Raw genomic sequence first — 23,938 nt, 5'->3', positions numbered from 1 at the left:
ATATCATCTCGGAGTCTTTTACTTAACCGAGACTTTTTACGTCGTGTCCGGCCCTTCGGGGGCGGACACGTCGTGCAAAATAGGCGGTCGTCGGGAGCCAATACGCAGTCACCGAGAACAGTCGCCATCACGGCCCTGTCCTGTATCTGAATGCGGAGGTATCACGATTGCCGAAAACAAAAAATTGCTGGAAGAGCCATCGCTCCCCCGTTTTTCTCCTCGCGCTCTCCGTGGCCGCGATGTTCGCGCCCGCCAGCCCTGCTCAGGCCGCATCCCGCTACGGCATAAAGGCCGTTAAAATCGCGGCTTCCAAAGAAGGCTCCCCCTACGTATACGGCGCCACCGGCCCGAGGGAGTTCGACTGTTCGGGCCTCACCCTTTACGCGTTCCGGAAGGCCGGCCGACGCCTTCCCCGCACCGCCGAAGCCCAGTATGAGAACACGCTCCACATCCCGCGCACCCAGCGCGCCCCCGGCGACCTCGTTTTCTTCCCCTACGGGGGAACCATCGGCCACGTCGGCATCTACGCGGGCCACAACAAGATCTGGCACGCCCCCAAGCCCGGCACCCGTGTCCGGCTCGAACGGATCTGGACCGGCAAGGTCCGCTACGCCCGGGCCAATTGAACCCGGCACCCGGCCCTCACCGCCGCCTGCGCCCGACACCGACTCGAAGAGCGCACTTTCGGCCAAGAAAAAGAACAAGGCGGGCAAGAATACCCGACCGGACGGAAATCCGTCCGCCTCCCGGGGTGAATCATCTGTCCGCACCTGCCGGCCAATGATCACCGGTCACCTGTTTCCGCGGCGAGCTCACCGACGGCGGATCAGCGTGTGGCATTCTCCTTCCCGACGACTGCGTTCTCCGCACCCCGGAGAAGGGGAGAATGCGCACCGGAAACAGCGTCATGCCGTGACGAGACCCGCCTCGTAGGCGAAGACGACGGCCTGGGCGCGGCTGGTGAGGGCCAGTTTGTTCATGCACCGGTGGACGTGCGTCTTGATGGTCGCCGGACTGAGTACGAGCCGTCCGGCGATGTCGGTGTTGGACAGGCCCCTGCCGACCAGGGTCAGGATCTCGATCTCGCGCGGGGTCAAAGCGTCGAGTCCGGGGCGCGGGCGGCCGCCGCGTCCCGGGCCGGCCCCGCAGGCCTTCATGAGTTCGGTGAGGGCGGCGGGGCTCAGCAGCACGTCTCCGGCGTGGACGGTGTGGACGGCCGCCAGGAGCCGCTGCGGCGGGGTGTTCTTCAGGAGGTACCCGCTGGCTCCGGCGCGGAGCGCGTCGTAGACGTACACGTCCAGGTCGAAGGTGGTGAGCATGATGACCCGGGGGTTCGGCACGGGCGTCTGCCCGACCAGGGCGCGGGTCGCCGCGATGCCTCCCATGCCGGGCATGCGGATGTCCATGAGGACCACGTCCGGACGGAGTTCGGCGGACAGCCTTACGGCCTCCTCGCCGCTTTCGGCCTCGCCGACGACCTCGATGTCCGGGGCCGCCCGGAGCAGCGCGGCGAGCCCGGAGCGGACGAGGATCTGATCGTCCGTCACGAGAACCTTCGGCATGATGGACGCACTCCCCCGGACGACGGCTCTCCTCGCAGCCGACCGGTCGTCAGGGCTCCGGTACGGGCATGACGAGATCGACTTCGAATCCCCCTTGTGAGCGGGCCCCGGCCGTGACGGTGCCCCCGTAGATTGTCGCCCGTTCCCTCATGCCCAGCAAGCCGTGACCTGGGCCGTCCCGCTCCTCGGTCCGGGGCCGGGCGGGCCCGTCGTCGGTGATGCGGACGCGGATGGAGCCGCGGCCGCGCGAGAGGGACACGGTGGCCGTGGCGGTGGGCGCGTGTTTGAGCACGTTGGTCAGCGCTTCCTGGACGACGCGGTAGACGCACATGTCCAGGCCGGCGGGCAGCGGTTCGGCGAGTCCTCCGGTGATCCGGACGGGAACGCCCGCCGCCCGGACCCGGTCGGCGAGTTCCTCCAGACGTGCCAGGCCCGGGGGCGTACCGTCCGCGTCGGGGAGGGTGCCGGTGCGGTCGTACGCCGTGTGCTGGACTCCGTGCCTCAGGACGGCGAGCATCCGGCGCATCTCCTCGCCGGCGTCACGGGCACTGCCGGAGATGACGCCGACCGCCTGGTGCGCGGTCGCGGGGTCCGTGGTGAAGACGTAGTCGGCCAGTCCCGCCTGGATCGAGATGACGGAGACGTGGTGGGCGATGACGTCGTGGAGTTCGCGGGCGATCCGCATGCACTCGTCCGAGACGGCCCTGCGCGTCCGCTCCTCCTGCTCGCGGCGCAGCTGCTCCGTCAGGGCGGCCAGGCGGCGGCCGCGTTCGGCGAAGCGCCGCGATACGTCACCGGTCACCCAGGTGACGGCGGCCGTGGCCGTGACGAACGCGACGCTCAGCATGCCGATGCCGGGCTCGGCCAGTCTGGTCCCCCACAGCAGGACCAGCCAGGTCGTGACGGTGCAGGGCACGGACACGGTGCGCGGACGGTGGGCGGCGACGGTGTAGTTGGCCAGGGCCAGACCGCACACCGCGACCGGGTGGTAGTAGGCCAGGGTGAAGTAGGCCAGTACGACCGCGGCGGTGGTGGCGAGGATCAGGAGGGGTGCGCGGCGGCGTACGGCCAGCGGCAGGTACACGGCCGCGATCAGGGCGTAGGCCAGGGCGTCGGGGGTGCGCCAATACTGGTGCGGGTCGGGCCAGTTGTGGAGCATCGATGCCGATATCGCCAGTGACCCGAACGCGTAGACCGTGTCGGCCACCTGTGGGAGCACCGCGCGTACGGTTCCCCACCGCCCTCCCCGAAATGCCATGGCGAGAGCCTAGACGGCCTGGTCCGGACACTCGTACAACCAGGGTGGTACATCGTCTACCACGCTGGTGGCAGCGGATGATCAACCCCTGGTGGGCCGCGCCCGGGGGCCGCCGTGCGCCAAGCTTTCGGGAGGTCGTCGCAAGCGTGTGAAGGCACTATCGGGGGTTCACCATGGGAGCTGTTCGCAGCAGATCGAAGCGTTGTGTCATCGGGGTCGCGGCGGTCGCCGCGCTCCTGTCGTCCACGGCCTGTGAGTCGGCCGGCGGCACCGGCCCGGGGAGGGCCTCCGCCACTCCGTCCGGTTCCCCGAGCACGTCCGCTTCCCCCGCCCCCGGCGGGACTTCCGGTCCGCCGAGTGCGCCCGGCTCCCCGTCCGCCACACTGACCACGCCCGGCACGCCCACCAGTGCGCAGGGCTCGTCGGCGCCCGGCAAGTCCGGCGGGCCGGGGAGCGGGAGCGGTGCGGGGGACGGGAAGGGCACGGCCGCGGCCTGCACCGACGCGCACGTCTCGATCACCGGGGCGTTCGAGCGGCAGGACAGCGAGCAGAACCTGTTCCTGACGGCGGTCAACACGGGCGCCGAGCCGTGCACGCTCTACTTCTATCCGATCGTGCGCTTCCGTTCCGCTGACGAGGTCCCGCCTCCGCCGATGGAGTCGCCGGCTCGCGCGCTCGCCACGATCAAGCCGGGCGAGAAGGCGTACGCGGGGGTGCGCCTCTTCCGGGCCGGCGAGCAGACCAGCACCGTGACGTCGCTGACCGTCGCGTTTCACAGCCGTACCGCCAATGACGAGGTGGGCGGGGCGGCCGGCATCCCGCTCCCCCACGGCTTCCTGAACATCGACTCCAAGCCCATGGTCACGTTCTGGAACCTCGACGCCGCCGCGGTCAAGAACTTCACGTTCAAGGCCCGTTGACGGCCGGCCGCCCGGCACGCGCCCCGCGGGACGGGGGTTCACGGGGCGCGTGTCGGGGAGGCCTTCGGTACGGGGAGTGGTGGGAACACTCCAAGATCGACTCGTGATCGTTGTCCCCTGGCACGGCTCCCGTCCGTGGGGGTGCCGACGCAGACTTGCAGGCAGCGGCGGTTAGTTGACCGCCGCGTCCTCCTCCCGGCCGACCCAGGGACTGCCTTCGTGAACGAGCGCGTTCTGACCCCCCGCAACCGCGGTTTCCTCTTCCTCGACTCCCACCCGGCGGGCTGCCGCCAGGTGGTGACCGACATGTGGCGGGCGTGCCCCGCTCCCGCGGAGGTGCCGCAGGGCCCCGGGCCGGTGGCGCTCGTCATCGGTTCCTCCGCCGGGTACGGCCTCGCCGCCACCCTCGCCGGGCTCAAGCGCGCCGGCATCCGCGGGATCGCGGTCTCCTTCGAGAAGGCACCCACCGAGCGGCGTACCGCCACGGCCGGCTGGTACCGCACCGCGGCCACCGCCGACCTCGCCCGCAGCGCCGGGCGGGACCTGGTCTTCCTCAACGGCGACGCGTTCTCGGACGCGATGAAGGACCAGGTCGCCGACCTCGTCGAGCAGCGCTTCGGCGGCCGCCTGGACTACCTGGTGTACTCGGTGGCCGCGCCCCGCCGCACCGACCCCGACACCGGCACCACCTACGCCTCCGTCCTCAGGCCGATCGGCCGGCCGAACCGCACCAAGACCCTGGTCTTCGACGACCGGGGCGCTCCCGAGGTCCGCGAGGTCGAGACCGGTCCGGCCGGCGGCGACGACGTCGAACAGACCGTGGCCGTGATGGGCGGCGCGGACTGGGAACGCTGGATCGACCACCTCGCGGGCCGGGGCCTGCTGGCCGAGGGCTTCGCCACCGCCGCGCTGTCGTACATCGGTTCGCCGCTGACGGCGGCGATCTACCGGCAGGGCACCATCGGCGCGGCCAAGGCCCACCTGGAGGCCACCGCCCGCACCCTGGACGAGCGCCTCGGCAAGACGGTGGGCGGCCGGGCCGTGACCTCCGTCAACGGCGCCGCCGTCACGCAGTCCTCGACCGCCATCCCCGGCATCGCCCTGTACACCGGTCTGCTGCGCGGCGTGCTCGGCGAGGGCCTCGTGCCGCCGGTCCGTCAGCTCGCCGACCTCTGGGACCAGCTCACCGGCGCGGCCCCGAGCGTCCAGGACGAGGAAGGGCGGATCCGGCTGGACACCTGGGAACTCGCCGACGACGTCCAGGCGGCCGTCGCCGAACGCTGGGAGGCCGCCACGACCGGCACCATCGCGGGTCTCGCCGACCTCGACTGGTTCCGTGCCGAAGTCCAGCGCCTGTACGGGTTCTCCGTCCCGGGCGTCGACTACACCGCGCCGGTGGCCACGGACGTCCCGTGGCCCGCTCCCGGATCCTGACCGGGATCAGTCACCGCCTCCGCCGCCCCCTCCCCCGCCTCCGCAGGACGAGCCGCACGAGGATCCGCCGCCGCAGGAGTCACCACCGCCGTCGCCCCAGCGGGTCTTGCGCCGCCGCGGGCGCCCCCACAACAGCTTGAAGGACACCACGAGGATCACCACCGCCATGGTCAGGACCACTTCCATACCGTTCCCTCATTCCTCCGCGTTCCGCTGGTGCGGGCACGATGCCCTGACCTGGGGCGCACCCAACCCTGGATTGAGCGAACTCAGAGGTTCGACCGGCCGGCGCGGTGGGCCTCGGCAACGAGTCCTGCGGGCAGATCCGGCCCCGCGCACGCGTAGTCGATGAGCAGCCGCCGGTACGTCGTGTTCGTGAGCTCCGGCGCCAGGGCGATCAGGGCCCCCAGATCATCGGGCGAGCCGGCAAGGCGCGTGCGGTAGGCGGCGCGAGCCGCGCGCAGGGTGACTTCGTGCGGTCCGTGTTCCAGGCCCTGTTCAACGAGGCTCACGGCTGCGGCGAAGTCGCCCTGCTCGGCACGCACGTCCGCCAGGTCCAGGTAGAGGGACCAGTTGGCGCAGTCCAGGAGCAGGGCGGCTTCGAAGGCCGCAGCGGCCTGATCCAGGTCGCCCCTCGCTCGCCAGGTGGCCGCTCGTGCGACTGCGGTCCACATGACCGGGTCGACGGCATCGGCGCGGTCGCACAGGGCGAGGGCCAGGTCGTACCGGCCGCAGGCCCGGGGCAGCCGGGCCATGGCGGCCAGCGACTCCGGCACGGGATTCCGTTCGGACACCACGTCGAGGGCGCGGAACCAGGGCTCGAACCGCTCCCGCATCTCGTCGGAGTCCAGGTCGTGGCCGTAGTCCAACGCCCGCAGACACGCCTCGGCCAGCGCCGGGGCACCCACCGCGCCGAGGAAGCGAGCATCGCCGAACCAGGGTGCGGCGCCCCACGCCACGTCGGGCCGCACACCCGTGACCGAGCCGAGGGCCATCGCCGCGTCGTCCATGTCCCCTTCAAGGAACAAGAAGTACGCCTGCGCCGGCACGGCACTCAAGGAGCCGTTCCCTTCGAGACCCTCCTCCAGTTCCGAGCGCCGGTCCCGCCACAACTCGGCGAGCACCGCATAGGGCTCGGGAGCCGCCGGTGCCGAGGCCATGGCCCCGGCCAAAAGCTGGACGGCACCCACCGGGCTTCCGCCGCAGTGCGCCATCACACCGGCGAGACCGACGCCCGCCGTTACTGACTGATTCGACATCGCCAGAGAATACCCCTGGCCAAAGGTTCGGACGCCGGCACCTCCTCCTCGAGGCGGGGTTCCGCCTGTGCCCACGCGCGGGCCTGGCCCGGCAGGGCCTCGGGCGGGCATACGAGAAGGAGCGACGGGGCGGTCGGCAGCATAAGCATGCCCGGTGCGGGAATCCGAGGCGTGTTCTTGCGGGCACCTGATCGTTGGCTTGGGGGCGGGGCACACGTGGGTGCCCCCGCTCTTTCGTACAGGTGGGTCAGGGAGGAGCAGTGATGGGGAGTCAGGATTTTCTGACGGCGAAGATCGAGCAGGGTTTCGACCAGCTCGATGCGAACGGCGACGGGGTGCTCACCGAGGACGACCACAGGGAGATGGGCCGCCGGGTGGCGGCCTCCCTCGGCAATGCGGAGGGTTCCCCCGCGGAGGAACGGATCGTCGCCGCCTATCTGGGGATCTGGCGGGAGGTGCACCTGCCGTTCGTCCCGGTCGGCGGCGAGGGGATCACCAAGGACCAGTTCGTCACGTCGACCCGGACGCTGGCGGAGAACCCGGAGGCGGCGGAGGCCGCCCTGGGCGGGATCGCCGAAACCTACCTGGACATCGCCGACATCGATCGCGACGGCCGGATCAGCCCCGAGGAGTTCTTCGCGTTCCAGCGGGGGCACTTCCCCGGCTTCACTCGGGAACGAGCAGCCGAGGCGTTCGCCCACCTCGATGCTGATGGCGACGGAACGCTGTCGGCGAAGGAGTTCACCAGCGCGGTCATCGAGTTCTGGACCAGTCCCCGCACCGACGCCGCCGGGAACTGGTGGATGGGGAACCTGGACTTCCCGCGTTCCTGAGCCGTGCGGCCCTGCAGGGGCCCGGGGCTGACCCGAGCGGAACCCCTGCAGGTGCCACGCGGCCGGTCACCCGGATGCTTCCCGGGCGGCCGTGACCGGAAGCCCGGACGGGGCATCAGAACGCGAAGACAGCATTGCCGTTGAGGGTCGCGTTCATGGTGCAGGCGTTGGAGAAGGTGTGCTTCCAGGTGACGCGGCTGCCCTGCCAGACGCCCTCCGCGGTGACGGTGACCGGCGCGTAGTGCATCGGGCAGGCGCGGTCGGTGTCGGGGGCGGCGAGCAGGCGGTCGAAGGTGCCGCCGGTGGAGTTGAGGGCGGTGCACGCGGCCTTGGGGTCGGGGTGGGTGCCCTGGGCCGACGGCATACAGCTGAGGGTGGCGGCGCGCAGGACGGTGCCGCCGTTGGCGTCGTCGCCCTGGGTGACGGAGAAGACCAGCGCGGACGGCGCGTACAGGCTGGTGGGCTTGGCCTCCGCCATACCGGTGGCACCCGCCAGGCAGAGGAGGGCGGCGGAGGAGACGGCTGCGAAGCGGTAGCGCACGACAAGACTCACTTTCGATCCGAAGGTTGAGCGCGACAATTACTTTCGTTGTCGGGCTCCGTTGTGGTCGAGTCTGTCGGTTGTGAAGGTGACATGCATATCGACGGCCGATTTACGGACAGCACGTTCGAATACCGGATTGCGAATGGGCGTTCGGGCAGCTCAAGCGGTGTGCGCCGTTCCGTGTCCGGGCGGAAACGGGGGGTGAGGAGCGGGGTTCCGGCGGAACGCGAGTCGCTGACCTGCTGCCGAGCGGCCCGCGTTCACCTGAAGGCCACTCAGCTTGTCCGGATCGGTGCGGTTTTCCCGCTCTCGAACCTCGTCGGGGCCGGAGAGTCGGTCCAGTCGTCGTCCGTGACCTGGAGCGTCGGGGAGGCGCCCGCGGCGAGGATGCCCAGGACGAGGATCAGTACGACCAGCACCTTCGCCGGCGTACCGAGGACCAGCGGGCGGGTGCCCGAGGCGATGGCCTCGGCGGGACGGGCGGCGGCGGCCGGCCCGTCGCCGAACAGGCGCTTGGGGTAGGCCGGGGTCAGCATCATCGCGTACGCCTGGTAGCGCATCCGGAACCGCGCGACCGCCGCGACGGCGCCGAAGACGGCGGTGGGCATCCGCCCGAGCACGAGGGTGATCAGCCAGAACACCCAGCCGATGGCGGCCCAGCCGTACTGCAGGAGGCTGGTCACGATCATCGCCGGGATCATCAGGACGAGGCGGAACAGTACGGCCGGCCGGTTCAGTTCGCCGGGGCGCAGCTCGATCCTGACCGGATGGCCGGGCGCGTCGAAGGAGAACGGCGGGTACCGGTCCACCAGCAGCATCGCACTGGCGGTGACGCGGGTCTCGTACGCCAGGAAGGAACCGAGGAAGCGGGCGATGCCGTCGGGCAGGCGGCCCTGGACCAGCGCGGCGAACCATCCGGCGATCGTCACGAAGAAGGCGGCGATGCCGAGGAGGACCGTGACGATCAGCTGCGGCAGCAGCAACAGCAGCCGGAGCAGGACCGTCCAGCGCCGCTGCCGGCCCGGCGGCGGGATGTCGAGTTCCGGCAGGTGCTCGCCTCCGGGGTGGCCGGCGTCCGGCGGGCGGGGGGTCCAGCCTGAGGTCACGGGGCGCTCCTGCCGTCGGTCGGGGCGCGCGGGCCGGGCCCGCCGGGGGTCCGGCCGGGTCGGCCGGATACGGAAAGGCGGGTTCCGCGCTGCGCCCTGTCAGGGGTACCGCGCGGAACCCGCCTTTCCAAGGATCCCGGCTGCGGCCTGCCGCCCGTTGCCCTGAAGGGACCCACGGCCCGCGGGCCGGGCCCGTATCAGGCCGTGGCGGACGGCGTGGGCTCGGCGGCAGCGGGCGACTCCGGGGTCTCCTCGGGGGAGGCCGCAGCGGCGTCGGGCCACGGGATGCGGTGCAGGCCACGGAGGTCGTAGAGCCGGGTGACGGCGAAGCCGAAGGCCAGCGCGGCGACGAGGGCGATGCCCATCGCGGTCCACGCGCGGGTCAGGCCCGCGTCGGCCTGGGCTCCGTAGTACAGCAGGGAGCGCAGGCCCTCGGTGATCTGGCGCAGCGGCTCGAACTCGGCGAGGGCCCGGAAGAACCCGGGCAGCGCCTGGACGGGCACCGTGGCGCCCGAGGAGGGGACCGCCATCGCGATGAAGACGATGGTGGCCAGCAGCATGCCGGGGGTGCCGAACGCGGCGAACAGGGCGAGGCCGCCGATGCCGACGACGGCGATGGTGGCGACCGAGTAGAGCCACAGCAGGCCGAGGTGGGAGGCGTCCATGTCCAGGATGGAGACGGTGGCGACCTCGACCAGGGTGCCCATGACCAGGGACATGCCGAGCATGAGCGCCACGGCGACGGCCAGGGTGCGGACGCGGGTGGTGTGCTGGACGGGTTCGCGCTTGCGGACCGGGCCGTAGTCGGTGTGCAGGTAGCCGAGGGCCGTGTCGACCTGGGAGTTGACGAGGTTGGCGCCGAGCATGCCGCAGACGACCAGGACCAGGGCGTAGTAGAAGGCGCTCAGGCCCATGGCGCTGCGCGAGCCCACAGGGTGGCCGTCGGCGACGGTCACCGTCACCGGGTCGGTCAGCTGGAGCTGCGCGGCCGTCGGCAGCGGGGTCTTCTGGGCGGCGGCCTGCTTGAGGAGTTCCTGGCCGAGCTGCGCCGAGGCCGCGTGGGCGGCCTTCTGGGCGGCCTGGGAGGACATGGAGGAACCTATGCTGCCGGCGGCCTGGTTGGTCAGCACCGTCAGCGTCGGCGGCGCGGCCTTGCCCTGCGCCGGGGGCTGGGGGGCGGCGAGCGCGGTCATCGTGGCCGAGAAATCGCTCGGGATGACCAGGGCGCCGAACACCTTGCCGCTGCCCAGTCGCCTGTCGGCCTCCTCACGGCTGACGAGCTGCCAGTCGATGCTCTTGTCACCCTTGGCGGCCTTCTCGACGCCCTCGACGACCTGCTGGCCGAGGTTGACGCGGCGGCCGCCCGCGTCGGCGCCGGCGTCGGCGTTGACCAGGGCCACGGGCAGGTCGCGCAGGTTTCCTCTCGGGTCGACGTTGCCGCCCACGTAGAGCAGGGCGAACAACATCGAGACCACTGCGGCGATGAGTCCCGTACCGATCCACAGCTGGGGTCGGCGGAGCACGGAGGGTGGCGTGGGGTGAGGCATCGATTCTCCGGTGCGGCTGCGATTCCTGAGCTGGATACTTATGGTATCCAGCTACTGGATACTGGCAGTATCTTGTTGTGGTGTCCAATCGCCGATGACGTGTACCGACCGCACGGGACCGCAGATCAGGAGGGAAACCGCATGAAGATCTCGGAGCTCAGCCGGGTCACCGGCGTGCCGGTCGCCAGCATCAAGTACTTCCGGCGGCAGGGCCTGCTCCCGGCGGGACGGGCGACCGCCGCGACCCTGGCGGAGTACGGGGAGGAGCACGCGCAGCGGCTGCGGCTGATCAAGGCCCTGACCACGCTCGGCGGCCTGTCCATCGCCGCCACCCGCGACGTGCTCGGGGCCGTCGACCAGGCCCACAGCACCGAGGGCGCGCTCGGCGCGATCAGCTACGCGCTCCCGGTGCCGGTGGCCGCCCAGGGCCCCGAGTGCGGCGCGGAGGAGACCGAGGCCGAGGAGGCCGCCGGAGCGGAGGTGTCGGAGCTGCTCGCGGCCCTGGACTGGCGGGCGCCGGCCACCTCGCCCCACGTGCAGGGGCTGACGGCCGCGCTCAAGGAGCTGCGCCGGCTCGACGCCCAGTACGCCCCCGGCGAGCTGGCCGCGTACGCCCGGCTCGCCGAGGCGGTGGCCCGGCTGGACCTGGAGCGCGCCGCCCGCCTCGACGATCCGGTGGCCCTGGCGGAGCGGGCCGTCATCGTCTTCGCGATCTGCGCCCCCGTCTTCGAGCTGCTGCGCCGCCTCGCCCAGGAGGACCAGGTCCGGCGCCGCGTCCCGGACGACGGCGCCGGCTGGACGGGGCCGCGCTAGGTCGTCGCCGGAAGAGACGGCCTAGGCGGTCACGGTGTCGCCGTGGCGGTGGGCGTGGAGTTTCCGGCCAGGGCCTTGGTGACGGTCGCCGTGCTGAGCCTGGTGACCCGCACCAGCTCGTCGCGGTCGACACCGCGGCGGTTCGCCGCCCGCATCGCCGCATTCCGCAGGGCCACGTCGGGGCGGAAGCGGTGCCTGGCGAACCTGTGCTGTACGACTCCGGCGAACCGGGTCAGGAGCCGGCCCTGCCAGGCGGTGATGAGCTGCTTGCTCGGGGTGGAGAGGGGTGTTGCCGGTGTTCCCAACGGGCGTCCCTTCGGTCGACGTCTGCCCTGTCGACGGTGACGGCAGCACCGCCCCGAGGCCAGAGCACGAACGAGCCACCTTCGGTGGGGCGGGAGGAGCCCAGGGGGAACGGCTCGACCCACGGGGCGCACAGCACCGCCGTTCGCCACGCGGAGCGTGGCTCAACAGCGGCGCCGAGGCAGGCACCCGGCCCGGGGGCCGGCATGGGCGACCACGAGACCCGGTCGTACCGACGGGGGCGTGGCGGTGCCGCCGGGCCCTGTTGGGTGGGCCGGCGGCACCTGGTGGCGTGACGTCGGGGTCAGATGGTGACGCAGATGCCGTCCTCGATGCTGCGGCCGTCACGCTCCAGGCCGCCGCAGACGAGCTTCGCTTCCGCCTGCTCGTAACCCACCGTCCAGCGGTGCGAGGCGGCGTTCACCCTCGGGCCGTGGAAGTTGCCCCAGTAGGAGCGGAGCGTGCCCGGCAGGCCGTCCTTGGTCTGGACGGTGATGTCCTGGACGAAGCGGTTGTGGTGGGCGGTCATCACGCAGATGTACTTCCCGCACTGGCTGTCGACGCCGCTGGGGCGGGCGTCGGCGGGAGCACCGGCGGTGAGCGCCAGGGCGAAGCCGGTTGCCAGGGTCGCGGCGAGGTACCGCAGGCGGTTGTTCATGGAAAAGGCCGTCTCTCTATCGCTACTCGGGGAAACGCCGTCAGGCGGCGGTGACAGCCGTGCCCGAAGGGGGCACGAACGTGATCACGATCCGGTTGTAACGACCCGCGGCCCGCCCGGGACAGGGCTCGGGCGGTAACTCACCCGCGTGGACTAGCGCGTTCACCTGGTGAAACGCCACTGCACCGGCGGGGCGGGACGGCCGCGGCCGCGGGCAGCGCGGTCCAGTGGACCTCGAACCCCGCGCGCTGCGCGAGGAGGGGGCCGCGGCGGCCGGACCGCGGCCAGCACGACGGGGCCGCTCCGGACCGACGCGGCCCCACCTGTCAACGGGTCAGTTCCGAGGGGCTGCCGGCCCGTGGCGGGAAAGGGATCACGGCACCGCCCGGCGGGGCGGCCGGTCCCTATGCTGGCGGACATGATCGACATACCTCTCTCGGCCCTCGAAGTCGCGATGGTCCAGACCGGCACCCGGGCGGTGGACACCCTGCGGGACACCGCGGCCTTCGCGCAGGAGCTGGAACGGCTCGGCTACCACCGGATCTGGTACGCCGAGCACCACCACTCCCCCGCGATCGGCGCCTTCCCGCCGGTCGTGCTGACCGCCCACGCCGCGGCCTCCACCTCGGCCGTCCGTCTCGGTTCGGGAGGCGTGCTGGCCCCCAACCACGCGCCCATCACGGTCGCGGAGCAGTTCGGGACGCTGGCCGCGCTGCACGAGGACCGCATCGACCTGGGCATCGGCCGCGGCCCCGGCACCTTCGACGAAGGGATCGCACGGGCCCTGCGCCGGGGAGCCGGGCCGACGACGGACGCGGAGTACCGCGAGGACGTGGCTTCGATCCTGTCCCTGCTGGTCGACGAGGTCGCCCTCGGGCCGCTGCCCGAACCGTGGCTGCTGGCCTCCAGCACCGCGGGGGCGGCTCTGGCCGGGGAGCTCGGGCTGCCGGTGGCCGTCGCCCACCACATCCGGCCGGAGAACACCCGCGCGGTCCTGGCCCACTACCGGACGGCGTTCACCCCTTCGCGCTGGTGCGCCCGGCCCCGGGTGCTGCTGTGCGTGGAGACGGTGTGCGCCGAGACGGAGGAGGAGGCCCTGTGGCGGGGCGGGCCGATGAACGTCGTCAAGGCCGGGCTCCTCAAGGGGGTCAGCGACATGCCCTTCCCCACCCCGGCGGAGGCGGCCGCCCACCCCTTCACGGAGGAGGAGCGGCAGGCCCTGGCCGGCTTCCGCGCGCAGCAGGCCGTCGGCAGCCCCGACACCGTCGTCCGGCGCCTCGCGCAGCTGGCCGACGAGACCGGCGCGGACGAGCTGATGCTGACCACGCCCGTCTACGACTTCCGCGACCGCGTCCGCTCGTACGAGCTGATCAGGAAGCAGTTGGGGTGACCGCGGCCGGGCGGGCCGGTCCGGGGGTACCCGGACCGGCCCGCCCGCCCGTTACTTCTCCAGCGCCCGGACCGCCCGGCGTTCCAGGTCCACGCAGCGGTCCACGCGCTCCGCGCAGGCGTCGAAGAGCTCCCGCCGCTCCTGCGCACCGGCCTCCGGGTCGGCGTCGCGGGCCAGCATGGCCAGCTGCGACCAGTGGCCGGCGGACTCCCGGAAGAGCCCGGCGGCCTCCGGGCGTCCGACGAGGTCGAGGAAGTCGGCGTACAGCGGCCGGGTCGCGCCCGGAGCGGTCCACTCCTCCTCCAGGCACGCGTACAGCCGCCCGGTGCCGGCGCGCAGGGCCTCGGGCGAGCTGCCGAAGCGCCGTTCCCAGCCCTTGGCCGTGGTGCGGTCGCGCAGCTGGGCGGCGAGCTTCTCCATGCCGGTGAAGCCGAAGTTCACGTCGAAGGCGTTGCCCAGCACCGGCCCGGTGAGGTGCGTGACGGTGGAGGCGATCGCCCCCTCCACGTCCGGCTCCCCCTCGGCCGGTCCCGTGGGCACGATCAGCTGGTGGCGGCCCTTGCGGTGCGCGGTCCAGGCGGCGCCGAACTCCTCGCGGTCGATCCGGTACGGCGTCTCGGCGCCGTCCTCGATCAGCAGGTCGTCGCCGTCGTAGCCGGCGATGACGACGGTGTACGGGTCGGTTCCCGTCATCTCGGCGTCCGGGTCGGCCGCGTGCCAGGGCAGGGAGGAGCGGTCGACCACGCAGAAGGCGGGCTGTCCCGCGTCCAGCGCCGCGCGGACCCGGCCCCAGCGGGGGTTCATCGCGCGGGTGGCCTCGTACGGGACCCCGAGGCGGCCGAGCGCGACCTGCACCCAGGGCTCGGGGTGGGCCTGAGCCACGATCGTGAGGATCGGCAGGCGTCCCTCGTACTCGAAGACGAAGTACATGAAGCCGATGCCCCCGGCGAGGCCGGCCACGAACTCCTCGTCGTGGACGCTGCCCAGGGCATGCCGGATCAGCGAGGCCTCGCGGTGGCGGCCGGTGCCGAAGTCTTCGTATACGAGCACAGTCATGGGGTGAGCCTAACCGCGCGGGGCCGGGATCACGTCGCGCGTCTCGTCGGCCTCGATGGCCGCGGTGCGGCGGCCGGGTGCCTCGGGGGGCGTCTCGTCCGCGCAGACGGTGCCCCGGGCGGGCAGCGCGAGGGTGGCGAGGTACCGGGTGGCCAGGGCGCTGACGCACGCGCTGCGGTTGTACGCGGTGTGGCCTTCGGCGTCGAAGGTCAGCAGGCGGCCGTTCTCGAGGGTCCGGCTGAGGGTCACGGCGTCCTGGTACGGGGTGTCCGGGTCCCCCGTCGTGCCGAGGACCAGGATCGGCGCGGACCCGGCCGCGCGGTAGGAGCCCTCGAAGCGGCTGGGGCGCTCCGCCTGCCACTGGGCGCAGGTGGTCGCGTGGTTGTGGTCGTAGGTGGGCGGGCCGAAGCCGATCGGGGGGCCCAGCAGCGGGGCGGCGGCCGCTTCGGCGCTGACCAGCGCGCCCAGCAGCAGGGGGCTTGCGGGGTAGACGCGGTCGGCGCACTCGACGGCCAGGTTGACGTTGAGGAAGTCGAAGGAGCCGGGTGAGGGCGGGTTCAGCAGGAAGGAAGCCTGGCGCGCCTGGGCCGCCCGGAGGGCCTGGCCCAGGTGGGGCCAGATCTCCTTGCCCGCGTTGATGTTGAACATCAGGCGGTAGGCGAGGGTGTAGCCGGTGGCGGGTCGTCCGCTCGCGGTGATGACGGGGTCGGCGTCCAGTGCCCGCTTGAGCTCCTCGAAGGCCTCGCGGGGGCGGCCGTCGCCGAATCCGCACGCGGCGGCGTCCCGCGCGCACCAGTCCAGGAACCGGCCGACCGCCGCGTCCAGGGCGGCGAACTGCGCGGCGTCGTAGGCGTAGGGGACGTCGGCGTAGCTCCGGGGGTCGTAGGCGCCGTCGAGAACCATGGCGCGGACGCGCCGGGGGAACTGGGCCGCGTAGACGGTGCCGACGTAGCTGCCGAAGGAGCGGCCGTAGAAGGTGAGCGTCCGCTCGCCGAGGGCCTGGCGGAGCAGGTCGATGTCCTTGGCGTTCGAGCCGGTGCCGACGTACGGCACGAGGTCCGCGGCCCGCTCCCGGCAGGCGGTGGCGAAGTCGAGGCCCTGCCGGATCGCGTCCCGCACGGCTCCGGGGCCGGGTACGCCGCGTGCGGCGTCCACGGCGGCGGAGTACTCCTTGTCGTTCCAGCACTCCACCTGCCCGCTGCGGCCCACGCCGCGCATGTCATAGCCGACGACGTCGAAGGCGTCACGGAGGGAGGCGGGGAGGTTTTCGTAGCTGTTACGGGCGAAGTCCACACCGGAGTTGCCGGGCCCGCCGGGGTGCAGCAGCAGGACACCGGTGCGGTGGGCGCGGTCGGCCGCCGGCTTGCGGGTGACCGCGAGGGGGATCGTACGCCCGGCCGGGTCGCGGTGGTCCAGCGGTACGCGGGCCGTCGCGCACTCGAAGCCGTCCCCCGGGCGGTCGGCGCAGGGGCCCCAGGTCAGGGTGGGGACGGGCGGGCCGGCGGGGGGTGCCGCCGTGGCGGCCCCGGGCGCGGCACCGAGCAGGGCGGTGACCGCGATCAGCGCGAGGGATATCCCCCACACCGCTCGCTTGCGCGGTTGATCGGCCGGACGGTTCTGCATGCGGTGGACTCCCTCTGTGGCGGGTCAGCGAAGGGCCGCACACACGATCGGAGCTCGTGGGCGCCTTCGTCCGGCCGGGCGGCGGGGTCAGGTTCGCACCGCGGGGCCCGGCGGGACAGGCGGCGGGTGGTCATCTTTCCGGCCGGAACGGGCGGCCCCGTCAGCCTTCGACGCCCGTGGCCCGGTGCGGGGCGCCGACCGGTTTGGACTCCGGGGAGCCGCGCTGGCGCAGGTAGACCGAGAGGATGGCCATCGCGGCGACCGCCAGCAGTTCGGACTGCCAGTTCTGCAGCGACCGGTTCCAGAAGTCCGCGGAGGCGAGGTACGCGCCCCGGCCCAGCGGCTCCTGCAGCTGCCGCACCTGTTGTTCGCCGTAGGCAGCGGCGCCGCTGATGGCCTGGGCGAGCCAGGACAGCAGGAAGAGCATCGCCATCACCAGGCCGAGCGAGCGCGAGTAGAGGGACTGCCGCCAGCCCCCGGTGCCCGCCCAGCGCGGCGAGTCCGCCCGGGCGTGGACGCCCGTGCGCTGGTCGCGGTCGCTCTCGGTCCCGGCCTTGTGCAGTTCCTTGGACTCCGGGGAGCCGCGCTGGAGGAGCCAGACGGTGCCGAAGACGTAGAGGAAGAACTGGAGGAACTCCGACTGCCAGTTCTCGGTGACGTCCACGGCGAAGTCCGAGGACATCAGGTAGTCCCCGAAACCGAGGGGCTCCAGCCCGTCGACCGCGAGCGCCTCGTTGAACTCGGCGTGTCCGGCGATGGCCTGGCCGGCCAGTACGAGCAGGAAGCCCGCTCCGAAGGCGAGGGTCAGGCTGTTGTCGCGCCAGAAGCCCCGGCGCCCGCCCTTCCCTCCGCTTCCGCTCCCGCCGCCGTTGTCCTTGTCGTTGTCCGCGGGTGCGTTCACCGGTGCATCACCCCGAGGGCGATGAAGTAACCGAGGCCGCCCAGGATGACCGCGAGACAGGTGATGAAGAGACCTTTCATCTCACTCTCCCCTGAGCGTGCACCGGTACGGACGGTCCGGGCGCGGCGTGCAGCCCGCCGCCACCACCTTCCAGCCGCCGCGGAACTGCGACAGGAACAGCGTGTCCGCGCCCAGCCGCAGCAGTGCCTGCCTGCCGTACACCTCGGTGCCCCGTACGGACCCGCCGCGCGGAACGTCCGCTCCGGGCAGTGCCTGGGCGCAGGACCGCTTCTCCTCCTGCTCGAGCTGTTCGCGGGTGCCGGGGGCGAGCAGTTCGCACGCCGCCGCGTAGTCGGAGCCGGCCAGGGCGCGTTCGAAGGCGGCCGCCGCGTCCCGTGCCGCGTGCTGTCGCGGCGCGGGTGCCCCGCACCCGGCCAGCAGGGCGGACGCGGCGGAGCAGACGAGGGCCGCCGCCAGGGTGCGCGGAAGGCGGCGCCGTGGCCGGGCCCGTGCGGGTGTGGTGCTGTCCAAGCCGCTCCTCCTGATGCCGTACGGCGGGCACCCGGCGGGTGCACCGCCGTCCGACAAGGCTTCCCCGCGGGCGGGTTCCGTCCCGGGCCGGGGCGGGAATGCACCCGTGCGTGGTAGCCCGGGCGGCGGTCAGCGGCGGCGTCCGCGGGCGTTGAGCCGGGCGGCCCGGCGCGTCAGGCGGTCGCGCTCGGCGAGGTTGGGGGCTTGCGGGCCGCTTCGGCGTACAGGCGGGCCGCCGTCGCCAGGTCACCGTCGTGCTCGTGGAGGTACGCCGCCACCGCCGTGCGGCGGGGCAGGGTGCCGTCCAGTTCCGCGAGCGCCGCGAGGCCCGCGCGCGGTCCGTCGGCCTCGCCGACGGCGACGGCGTGGTTGAGGCGGACGACGGGACTGTCGGGCAAGCGGTCTCCCCCGCGGTGGGCGCGCGCCGGGCGTGGTGGAGCAGCATGAGGGCGAGCAGCCCGGCGACCTCCGGGTGGTCGCAGGCCGCCGCGAGCTGCCGGGTGAGCCGGATGGCCTCGGCGGCGAGGTCGACGTCCCCGGAGTGGCCCTCGTTGAAGACCGGGCACAGGACGCGCGGCACGGTGGCGACGTCGCCGGGACGGTCGAACCGTACGGCGGAGACGGTGCGTTTGGTGCGGCTGATGCTCCCCCAGCTACCGCTGGGAGGTACCCCAGCCATGGTCGCCTCGGGCACCGGGTAGGCCTGCGCGATCTGGCGGGTGGTGAGCCCGCCGACGGCGCGCGGCGTGAGCGCGACCGCGGACGACGGCGTCAGCGAGGGGTGGGCGCACGGGAAGTAGAGCCGGAGCGTGTCGTCCGCGGCGGGGGCCGGGCCGGGGGCGGGTTCCTGCTCGACGAGTTCCTCGCGCCGGCGGCGGGCGGTGCCGGCGCGGGTCGCGTCGGGGGCGCAGTTCGAGCCGCTCGTGGATCGGCTTGCCGCCCGCCCCGGGGGCGGCCGACAGTTCACCGGCCGGCTCGACGGCGCGCTCGTAGCTGTCGCCGTCGATCACCGTCCATCCGGCGATGAGGTCCTTGGTCTCGGCGAACGGACCGTCGGTGACCGGCGGGCGCCCCTTCCCGTCGTGGCGGCTTCTCGACATCGCCGCCCGTTCTTTCCGGCGGTCCTCCCGCACGTACGCGGACCCGCGCGGGCGCGCCGTCCGGTGCCGCGGCTTCACGGGGTACGGAGAGGCACGGGCCGCCGGCCGCCGGGGGTGAAGGTCACCGGCAGGCTCAGGGGGCCGCGCAGGCCGCCGGGGCGCCAGGGGACGGCGTCCGGCGGTACGGCGAGCGCGAGCCCGGGGAGCCTGCGCAGGGCCGTGCCGATGGCGATCTCGCCTTCCAGCCGGGCCAGGGGTGCGCCCAGGCAGTAGTGGATGCCGTGCCCGAAGGCCAGGTGGGGGTTGTCCTGGCGGGTGATGTCCAGGCGTTCGGGGTCGTGGAAGCGTGCCGGGTCGCGGTCGGCGATGGCGGAGGCGATCAGAACGGTCGAGCCGCGCGGGATCCTCGCCCCGGCGATCTCGACGTCCTCGCGCGCGAACCGGGCGATGCCGGGGCTGACCGGGCCGTCGTAGCGGAGGAACTCCTCGACCGCCCCCGGCAGCAGTCCCGGATCGGAGTGCAGCCGGGCCAGCTGGGCGGGGTGGGTGAGCAGCATGGCGAGGCCGCCGGCGATCAGGTTGACGGTGGTGATGTAGCCGGCGGCCAGCAGCAGGAAGACCATGGCGATCAGCTCGTCCTCGGTCAGCCGCCGTTCCTCGTCCCGGGCGGTGACGAGGCCGCTGAGCAGGTCGTCACCGGGGTGTGCCCGCTTGTCCCGGAGGAGCCCGGTGACGTAGGCGTGCATGTGCTGCCACGCCTCGTTGACCACGGCGGGGTCCGGCGGCTCCGCGCCCCGTGTGATCAGTTGGTCCGTCCAGCGCTGGAAGTCGTGGCGGTCGTCCGCCGGCACCCCGAGCAGTTCGCCGATCACCGTGACCGGGAGCGGCAGCGCGAGGTCCGCGACGAGGTCGGCGTGGCCGGCGGGGGCGACGGCGTCCAGGAGGCGGTCGGTGACGGCCTGGATCCGGGGCCGCATCCCGGCCACCCGGTGGGCCGTGAACGCCTTTGACACCAGGCGGCGCAGCCGGGTGTGGTCGGGCGGGTCGCTGCGGAGCATGTTGCCGAGCATCGCCTCGCGTTCCGTGCCGGGCAGCTGCCGCAGCAGCCGGGGGTCCGTGGCGTCGCGTACGTCGCTGCTGAGGCGGGGGTCGGACAGGGCCTCCAGCGCGTCCTCGTAGCGGGTGACGAGCCAGGCCTCCAGGCCGCCCGCGATGACCGCCCGGTGTACGGGGGCCTCCTCGCGCAGGTGCCGGTAGAGGGGGAAGGGGTCCGCGACGAAGGCCGGGTCGGCGTAGGGCAGCACGACCGGCCGCTCGCCCGTGGTGCCGCGGGAGTCGTCGTGGGAGTCGTCACCGGGGTCGTCGCCGGGGTCCGTTGTCACCCGGTCATGATGCCCTCCGGGTCAGTGCCGCAGCAGCAGCGCCACGGCGGCGAGTACGGCCGCCAGGGCGAGCGCGGCGAGGCCGTGGCCCGGCCGGTGGCGGCGCAGGAACGGCACCGTTTGGTCCAGGGCGAAGCGCCCCGGGCCGGTCAGGGCCAGGGTGACGGCCGCGGCGACGATCAGGGACTCGAACTCGACGCCCTTCTGGCCGAAGACGGAGCCGGTCCACTTGACCGTGATGGCGTTGAGCATGACGCCGACGACGGAGGCGGCGGCCAGCGGGGTGAGCAGGCCGAGGATCAGGCCGAGGCCGCCGAGGGTCTCGGTGAGGCCGGCGACCGCCGCCATGGTCTCGCCCGCCGGGTAGCCGGCCCTGTCGAAGAACACACCGGTGCCCCGCAGGCCGGGGCCGTCGAACCAGCCGAACAGCTTCTGGGTGCCGTGGACGGTCATGATCACGCCGAGTACCGCGCGCAGCACGGGCAGGCCGACGTCGTACGGCGTGGTGGTGGCGGGAGAACGGATCGCGGGAGAGAGGATCGCGGTCATCGCGGTGCTTTCTGTCGGCGGTGGCGGAAGGCCCGGGCCGGGGCACGTCCGTCATGGAAGCACGTGGGGGGCGGCCGGGCGCGCCGGGGCGCGCGGTGCCGACCCGCCCGTGTGGTCCTCGTACCGGCCGTCCGGCTCAGTCGTCCGGGGCCGTCAGGACCGGGGTCGGCCGCGCCCGGGGGTTGGGGAGTCCGCCGGTGACCGGGCCGCAGACGGCCGCGCCGCGTTCGCGGGCGGTGCGCAGGGCGAGCGGGATCAGGGCCTCGGGGACCGCGTGGACCAGATGGCAGAACCGCTCGGCCGGGTGGCGGGCCGTCCATCCGGGTCTGGTGAACCCGGTCGCGTACGTCGGCCAGTCGCCCTCGAGGGTCACGACCAGGTCGGCGAAGCGCAGGTACCGGGGTTCCGGGTGGACCCCCGGGTTCAGGACGGCGGTGGTCGCGCCGAGCCGGCGCAGCGAGCGGACCAGCCGACGGCAGGCCCCTGCCGGTCCGCCGTCACCCGGTCCAGGAGGCGGCCGTCGACCCCGTACCACTCCTGGTAGCGCGGGGTCTCGTAGTTGATCTGGGCTCCTTCCCGGGCCCCGTACGCGGTGTCGAGGTAGCCGAGGAGCCGGGCGCCGGCCGTGCGCAGGGCGGCGGCCGCGGCCGTGAACACGGGATCGGGGCGCGGGCCCGGGCCGCTCGCGGGGTTCAGCACCACCGAGTGGGTCCGGGACGCCGCCGCGGTCAGCCGGGCCCAGGCTCCCGGGTCCTCCGCCGGATGCGCGTACAGCGGGACCAGCAGGCTCATGGCACGCGGGTGCCGTCGTGGGCGGCCGCCCCGGCGCCCACGCCCCACAAGGAGGCCGGCATGCCGTCCAGTCGCCGCCGCGGGCTCCATCCCAGGGCCCGTTCCGCGGCGGTGATGTCGGAGCACTGCCACGACACCTCGGCCGAGCGGGCGGAACCGGCCGCGCCGCCCGTGTCCTCCTCGATCCGCCCCCGGAAGCCGGCCAGCCGGGCCGGGCCGTGGACGAGTACGGCGTCGCCGGAGCCGATGTTGAGCCGCCCCGAGGGGACGTTGCGGACATGCCGTCGCCCTCCGCTACCTTGACCGCATGGACGAACACAGCAGGTGGGAGGCGTACGGCCGGGCCCGGCGGGTGGTTTCGGCGACGGCCCGGCGGGCCGCCGTCGCCGTCGTCGCCACCGCGGCGACGGCCGGCGCGCTGACGGCCTGTGCGGAGCAGACGGACGAGCGGGACATCCGCTACGCCGGGGACTACGGCAGCCACGAGCCGCTGGCGGTGGTCGGGTACCCGTCGGTGGACACGCTGCGGATCGCCCAGGAGGTGGTCTGGCGGACGGCCGACGGGGACGCGGAGGAACTGGCCGCCCTCGCGGCGCCGGGCACCGTCCACAGTGCCCCCGCGCCGACGGCGCGGAACTGGATCTCCGCCTTCGGCAAGGGCGCCCGCGGGAAGGTCACGGCGGAGTTCTACGACGAGGGCTCCAAGCGGCAGAGCATCGTCCTCTACTTCCACACGACGGGCCAGGTCAAGCAGATCAACACCCGGGCGGGCATGGGCGGCGAGGACCGCGACTGGTACGTGTTCATGGACGAGGCGGACCCCGCGGCCGCCACGGCCGTGCCGTCGTGGATCCCGAAGACGCCCGGCGCCCTCGGCTCCCGGTCGACGGCCTAGGCCTCCTACACCCGCGGGCTCCCTCCGGAGGCCGGGTCCGGGGTGCGTCCGGCCATCTTGGAGTGGCGGTAGGAGTAGCCGAAGTAGACGACCAGTCCGATGAGGAACCAGAGCCCGAAACGGAGCCACGTCTCCACGCGCAGGTAGGTGATGAGCCAGACCGAGGCGATGACCCCGATCGCGGGGGTGAAGGGCATGAGCGGCGTGCGGAACGTGCGGGGCAGGTCGGGGCGCCGGTAGCGGAGCACGATGACCGAGGTGCACACGACGGCGAAGGCGAGCAGGATCCCGATGTTGGTGAGCTCCGCCGCCTCCCCGATCGGCACGAATCCCGCGATGGCCGCCGATGCCACGCCGACGATCCAGGTGACCCGGGTCGGGACGTGCCGGGTCGGGTGCGTCTTGGCGAACCAGTGGGGCAGCAGTCCGTCGCGGCTCATGGAGAACCACACGCGGGTCACGCCGAGCATGAAGGTGAACATCACCGTGAGGATGCCGATGATCGCGCCGACCGCGATGACGTCGGCCACCACGGGCAGCCCGGCCGCCTTGAAGGCGCTGGAGAACCCGCTCTCCGGGTCGACCTCGGTGTACTTCTGCATGCCCGTCAGGACCAGGCAGGCGAGGACGTACAGCACCATGGCGATGGCGAGGGAGTAGATGATCGCCCGGGGCATGTGCCGCTGGGCGTCCTTGGACTCCTCCGCCGCCGTGCTCATGGCGTCGTAGCCGAAGACCGCGAAGAAGACCGTGGCCGCGCCGGTGAAGGCGCCGCCCACGCCGTACGGGAAGAAGGGCGTGTAGTTCTCGGACCTGATGTGGAAGAAGCCGACCACGACGACCAGCAGGACGACCAGCACCTTGAGGACGACCACGACGGTCTCGAAGCGTGCCGCGTTCCTGATGCCGAGGGTGAGCAGGTAGGCCGTGAACAGGCACAGGACGGCCGCGATGAGGTCGAAGCGGTGTCCGTCGCCGGTGCCCGGGGCGCCGAGCATCCATGTGGGGAGGGAGGCGCCCGTTTCCTCCAGGAGGAAGTTGAAGTAGCCGGAGATGCCGATGGCGACGACCGCGACGATGGCCGTGTACTCCAGCAGCAGGTCCCAGCCGATGAACCAGCCGGCCAGCTCGCCGAGGACGGCGTACCCGTAGGTGTAAGCGGAACCGGCCTTCGGGATCAGGCCGGCGAACTCCGCGTAGGAGAACGCCGCCGCGGCGCTGGCCACGCCGGCGATGAGGAAGGAGACCAGCACCGCCGGTCCCGCGACGCCGTTGGCGACCGTTCCGGCGAGCGTGAAGATGCCGGCGCCGATGATGCCGCCGACGCCGATCGCCGTGAGCTGCCACAGGCCGAGGGTGCGGGCGAGCTGCTCACTGGGTGCGCCTTCGGGCTCTTCGATGTGTTCGATCGGTTTGCGGCGGAGTACGCCCTGCCCTGACCACCACGTGGCCATGCTCCGTTCCTTTCGGCCGGGAGTGACG

Annotated in this window: 23 protein-coding genes and 3 pseudogenes; 7 read left to right on the top strand and 19 right to left on the bottom strand. The window is 72.7% G+C overall.

All coding sequences use genetic code 11. The features are described from left to right. The first annotated feature begins 239 nt into the window (after window positions 1-239). Window positions 240-626 (top strand): C40 family peptidase, encoded by a 387-nt coding sequence (locus ACZ51S_RS04545; protein WP_467895216.1) that lies wholly within the window; start codon window positions 240-242, stop codon window positions 624-626. Between the two features lie 279 nt (window positions 627-905). Here ACZ51S_RS04545 and ACZ51S_RS04540 read toward each other — a convergent pair whose 3' ends face one another. Then, the gene (locus ACZ51S_RS04540) at window positions 906-1,562 is read right to left on the bottom strand and encodes a response regulator (protein ID WP_468475736.1); all 657 of its coding nucleotides are present in this window, start codon (window positions 1,560-1,562) and stop codon (window positions 906-908) included. 49 nt (window positions 1,563-1,611) lie between these two features. Beyond that, window positions 1,612-2,820 carry a sensor histidine kinase gene (locus ACZ51S_RS04535; RefSeq protein WP_468475735.1) on the bottom strand — a complete coding sequence of 403 codons (1,209 nt, stop codon included), beginning with the start codon at window positions 2,818-2,820 and terminating at the stop codon, window positions 1,612-1,614. A gap of 173 nt (window positions 2,821-2,993) precedes the next feature. Between ACZ51S_RS04535 and ACZ51S_RS04530 the strand changes: the two genes are divergently transcribed. Beyond that, window positions 2,994-3,740, top strand: coding sequence for a DUF4232 domain-containing protein (locus tag ACZ51S_RS04530; RefSeq protein ID WP_468475734.1), 747 nt, complete (start codon window positions 2,994-2,996; stop codon window positions 3,738-3,740). Window positions 3,741-3,959: 219 nt separating this feature from the next. Next, window positions 3,960-5,174, top strand: coding sequence for an enoyl-[acyl-carrier-protein] reductase FabV (gene fabV / locus ACZ51S_RS04525; RefSeq protein WP_468475733.1), 1,215 nt, complete (start codon window positions 3,960-3,962; stop codon window positions 5,172-5,174). A 6-nt stretch (window positions 5,175-5,180) separates the two neighbouring features. Here the strand turns inward: fabV and ACZ51S_RS04520 are convergent, their stop codons facing one another. Continuing rightward, window positions 5,181-5,360, bottom strand: a complete 180-nt coding sequence (locus ACZ51S_RS04520; RefSeq protein WP_388938027.1) for a hypothetical protein — start codon at window positions 5,358-5,360, stop codon at window positions 5,181-5,183. 83 nt (window positions 5,361-5,443) lie between these two features. After that, on the bottom strand, window positions 5,444-6,433 hold the full coding sequence (locus ACZ51S_RS04515; protein WP_468802986.1) for a tetratricopeptide repeat protein: 990 nt from the start codon (window positions 6,431-6,433) through the stop codon (window positions 5,444-5,446). Window positions 6,434-6,696: 263 nt separating this feature from the next. Between ACZ51S_RS04515 and ACZ51S_RS04510 the strand changes: the two genes are divergently transcribed. Further along, complete coding sequence (locus ACZ51S_RS04510) at window positions 6,697-7,266, top strand: EF-hand domain-containing protein (protein ID WP_468475731.1); 570 nt, start codon at window positions 6,697-6,699, stop codon at window positions 7,264-7,266. A 115-nt stretch (window positions 7,267-7,381) separates the two neighbouring features. Here the strand turns inward: ACZ51S_RS04510 and ACZ51S_RS04505 are convergent, their stop codons facing one another. The 3 genes from ACZ51S_RS04505 to ACZ51S_RS04495 form a co-directional block, all read right to left on the bottom strand. After that, window positions 7,382-7,744: a subtilase-type protease inhibitor gene (locus ACZ51S_RS04505; protein WP_468803017.1), complete on the bottom strand. Its 363-nt coding sequence runs from the start codon at window positions 7,742-7,744 to the stop codon at window positions 7,382-7,384. A gap of 341 nt (window positions 7,745-8,085) precedes the next feature. Further along, window positions 8,086-8,916, bottom strand: coding sequence for a DUF4389 domain-containing protein (locus ACZ51S_RS04500; RefSeq protein WP_468802984.1), 831 nt, complete (start codon window positions 8,914-8,916; stop codon window positions 8,086-8,088). A 197-nt stretch (window positions 8,917-9,113) separates the two neighbouring features. Continuing rightward, a complete protein-coding gene (locus tag ACZ51S_RS04495) occupies window positions 9,114-10,463 on the bottom strand; it encodes a YhgE/Pip domain-containing protein (protein WP_468802983.1) in 1,350 nt (449 codons plus the stop codon). A gap of 141 nt (window positions 10,464-10,604) precedes the next feature. Here ACZ51S_RS04495 and ACZ51S_RS04490 point away from each other — a divergent pair, with 141 nt between their 5' ends. Next, window positions 10,605-11,276, top strand: a complete 672-nt coding sequence (locus ACZ51S_RS04490) for a MerR family transcriptional regulator (protein WP_468475728.1) — start codon at window positions 10,605-10,607, stop codon at window positions 11,274-11,276. A gap of 29 nt (window positions 11,277-11,305) precedes the next feature. On the opposite strand, the gene ACZ51S_RS04485 is transcribed toward ACZ51S_RS04490, so the two are convergent. Beyond that, the gene (locus ACZ51S_RS04485) at window positions 11,306-11,581 is read right to left on the bottom strand and encodes a hypothetical protein (RefSeq protein ID WP_468802982.1); all 276 of its coding nucleotides are present in this window, start codon (window positions 11,579-11,581) and stop codon (window positions 11,306-11,308) included. A 302-nt stretch (window positions 11,582-11,883) separates the two neighbouring features. After that, window positions 11,884-12,237 carry a hypothetical protein gene (locus tag ACZ51S_RS04480; RefSeq protein WP_388938013.1) on the bottom strand — a complete coding sequence of 118 codons (354 nt, stop codon included), beginning with the start codon at window positions 12,235-12,237 and terminating at the stop codon, window positions 11,884-11,886. Window positions 12,238-12,655: 418 nt separating this feature from the next. Between ACZ51S_RS04480 and ACZ51S_RS04475 the strand changes: the two genes are divergently transcribed. After that, window positions 12,656-13,627: an LLM class flavin-dependent oxidoreductase gene (locus ACZ51S_RS04475; RefSeq protein WP_468475726.1), complete on the top strand. Its 972-nt coding sequence runs from the start codon at window positions 12,656-12,658 to the stop codon at window positions 13,625-13,627. A gap of 51 nt (window positions 13,628-13,678) precedes the next feature. On the opposite strand, the gene ACZ51S_RS04470 is transcribed toward ACZ51S_RS04475, so the two are convergent. From ACZ51S_RS04470 to ACZ51S_RS04430, 9 genes and pseudogenes are all read right to left on the bottom strand, one after another. Next, entirely contained in the window at window positions 13,679-14,683 is a 1,005-nt protein-coding gene (locus ACZ51S_RS04470; RefSeq protein ID WP_468475725.1) for a BtrH N-terminal domain-containing protein, read from the bottom strand. Window positions 14,684-14,692: 9 nt separating this feature from the next. Next, a complete protein-coding gene (locus ACZ51S_RS04465) occupies window positions 14,693-16,306 on the bottom strand; it encodes an alpha/beta hydrolase (RefSeq protein ID WP_468959612.1) in 1,614 nt (537 codons plus the stop codon). Window positions 16,307-16,466: 160 nt separating this feature from the next. Further along, a complete protein-coding gene (locus tag ACZ51S_RS04460; RefSeq protein ID WP_468475723.1) occupies window positions 16,467-17,207 on the bottom strand; it encodes a DUF6766 family protein in 741 nt (246 codons plus the stop codon). Between the two features lie 81 nt (window positions 17,208-17,288). Beyond that, window positions 17,289-17,738, bottom strand: coding sequence for a hypothetical protein (locus ACZ51S_RS04455; protein ID WP_468475722.1), 450 nt, complete (start codon window positions 17,736-17,738; stop codon window positions 17,289-17,291). A 129-nt stretch (window positions 17,739-17,867) separates the two neighbouring features. Continuing rightward, window positions 17,868-18,639: pseudogene (locus tag ACZ51S_RS04450) on the bottom strand (DUF6596 domain-containing protein); the annotation flags it as partial. A gap of 1 nt (window position 18,640) precedes the next feature. Then, a pseudogene (locus ACZ51S_RS04445) lies at window positions 18,641-18,826 on the bottom strand (YciI family protein); the annotation flags it as partial. Between the two features lie 86 nt (window positions 18,827-18,912). Then, window positions 18,913-20,142: a cytochrome P450 family protein gene (locus tag ACZ51S_RS04440; RefSeq protein ID WP_468475779.1), complete on the bottom strand. Its 1,230-nt coding sequence runs from the start codon at window positions 20,140-20,142 to the stop codon at window positions 18,913-18,915. Between the two features lie 99 nt (window positions 20,143-20,241). Beyond that, the gene (locus ACZ51S_RS04435; RefSeq protein ID WP_468475721.1) at window positions 20,242-20,769 is read right to left on the bottom strand and encodes a DoxX family protein; all 528 of its coding nucleotides are present in this window, start codon (window positions 20,767-20,769) and stop codon (window positions 20,242-20,244) included. 136 nt (window positions 20,770-20,905) lie between these two features. After that, window positions 20,906-21,561: pseudogene (locus ACZ51S_RS04430) on the bottom strand (spherulation-specific family 4 protein). Window positions 21,562-21,868: 307 nt separating this feature from the next. Here ACZ51S_RS04430 and ACZ51S_RS04425 point away from each other — a divergent pair. Next, a complete protein-coding gene (locus ACZ51S_RS04425; protein WP_468475720.1) occupies window positions 21,869-22,456 on the top strand; it encodes a hypothetical protein in 588 nt (195 codons plus the stop codon). Window positions 22,457-22,461: 5 nt separating this feature from the next. Here the strand turns inward: ACZ51S_RS04425 and ACZ51S_RS04420 are convergent, their stop codons facing one another. Next, window positions 22,462-23,910, bottom strand: coding sequence for an amino acid permease (locus ACZ51S_RS04420; protein WP_468475719.1), 1,449 nt, complete (start codon window positions 23,908-23,910; stop codon window positions 22,462-22,464). Window positions 23,911-23,938 lie beyond the last annotated feature (28 nt).

The sequence above is a fragment of the Streptomyces sp. NPDC034043 genome (assembly GCF_055575675.1).
The sequence above is the reverse complement of the archived record's forward strand: the minus strand, read 5'-3'. Positions and strand labels throughout refer to the sequence as shown.

Bases quoted from the DNA above. Each gene is read 5' to 3' on its own strand.
- ACZ51S_RS04530 (WP_468475734.1), top strand. From the start codon at position 2,994: ATGGGAGCTGTTCGCAGCAGATCGAAGCGTTGTGTCATCGGGGTCGCG.
- ACZ51S_RS04545 (WP_467895216.1), top strand. From the start codon at position 240: ATGTTCGCGCCCGCCAGCCCTGCTCAGGCCGCATCCCGCTACGGCATA.
- ACZ51S_RS04535 (WP_468475735.1), bottom strand. From the start codon at position 2,820: ATGGCATTTCGGGGAGGGCGGTGGGGAACCGTACGCGCGGTGCTCCCA.
- ACZ51S_RS04475 (WP_468475726.1), top strand. From the start codon at position 12,656: ATGATCGACATACCTCTCTCGGCCCTCGAAGTCGCGATGGTCCAGACC.
- ACZ51S_RS04465 (WP_468959612.1), bottom strand. From the start codon at position 16,306: ATGCAGAACCGTCCGGCCGATCAACCGCGCAAGCGAGCGGTGTGGGGG.
- ACZ51S_RS04420 (WP_468475719.1), bottom strand. From the start codon at position 23,910: ATGGCCACGTGGTGGTCAGGGCAGGGCGTACTCCGCCGCAAACCGATC.
- ACZ51S_RS04510 (WP_468475731.1), top strand. From the start codon at position 6,697: ATGGGGAGTCAGGATTTTCTGACGGCGAAGATCGAGCAGGGTTTCGAC.
- ACZ51S_RS04540 (WP_468475736.1), bottom strand. From the start codon at position 1,562: ATGCCGAAGGTTCTCGTGACGGACGATCAGATCCTCGTCCGCTCCGGG.
- ACZ51S_RS04470 (WP_468475725.1), bottom strand. From the start codon at position 14,683: ATGACTGTGCTCGTATACGAAGACTTCGGCACCGGCCGCCACCGCGAG.
- ACZ51S_RS04520 (WP_388938027.1), bottom strand. From the start codon at position 5,360: ATGGAAGTGGTCCTGACCATGGCGGTGGTGATCCTCGTGGTGTCCTTC.
- ACZ51S_RS04505 (WP_468803017.1), bottom strand. From the start codon at position 7,744: ATGGCGGAGGCCAAGCCCACCAGCCTGTACGCGCCGTCCGCGCTGGTC.
- ACZ51S_RS04515 (WP_468802986.1), bottom strand. From the start codon at position 6,433: ATGTCGAATCAGTCAGTAACGGCGGGCGTCGGTCTCGCCGGTGTGATG.
- ACZ51S_RS04435 (WP_468475721.1), bottom strand. From the start codon at position 20,769: ATGACCGCGATCCTCTCTCCCGCGATCCGTTCTCCCGCCACCACCACG.
- ACZ51S_RS04495 (WP_468802983.1), bottom strand. From the start codon at position 10,463: ATGCCTCACCCCACGCCACCCTCCGTGCTCCGCCGACCCCAGCTGTGG.
- ACZ51S_RS04425 (WP_468475720.1), top strand. From the start codon at position 21,869: ATGGACGAACACAGCAGGTGGGAGGCGTACGGCCGGGCCCGGCGGGTG.
- ACZ51S_RS04490 (WP_468475728.1), top strand. From the start codon at position 10,605: ATGAAGATCTCGGAGCTCAGCCGGGTCACCGGCGTGCCGGTCGCCAGC.
- ACZ51S_RS04480 (WP_388938013.1), bottom strand. From the start codon at position 12,237: ATGAACAACCGCCTGCGGTACCTCGCCGCGACCCTGGCAACCGGCTTC.